At 66.2% G+C, this 299-nt stretch carries 1 pseudogene; it reads right to left on the bottom strand.

From position 1 onward, the window contains the following. Positions 1-299: pseudogene (locus NE591_RS14525) on the bottom strand (tat (twin-arginine translocation) pathway signal sequence); the annotation flags it as partial.

Below are 299 nucleotides of genomic sequence, written 5' to 3'. Positions count from 1 at the left end.
GTGGGCCGTGTCGGTGGCCTGAGCGTTGAATCCGAGCACCGCCACGCGCTCGCCGATCTCGCTGGCCAAAAAGTCGGTGACGCCAATGACCGGCGTGGCGGCCGTGCCTGCAGCCGCCAGCTCCGGCCGTACGCCGCCGGTGGCGACGATAACCACATCGGGGCTCTGCTCACGCACGAAGGCCGCGTCCACTTCCTGGCTGGTGACGACGTTCACACCTTCCACTTCCAGCATACGGGAGAGGTAGTTGCGCAGACGGCCCAGGCTCTCGTGCTTGCCCTTCACCATTTCGGCGAAGT

The sequence above is a fragment of the Adlercreutzia sp. DFI.6.23 genome (genome assembly GCF_024462535.1).
GTDB lineage: Bacteria > Actinomycetota > Coriobacteriia > Coriobacteriales > Eggerthellaceae > Adlercreutzia > Adlercreutzia rubneri.
The sequence above is the reverse complement of the archived record's forward strand: the minus strand, read 5'-3'. Positions and strand labels throughout refer to the sequence as shown.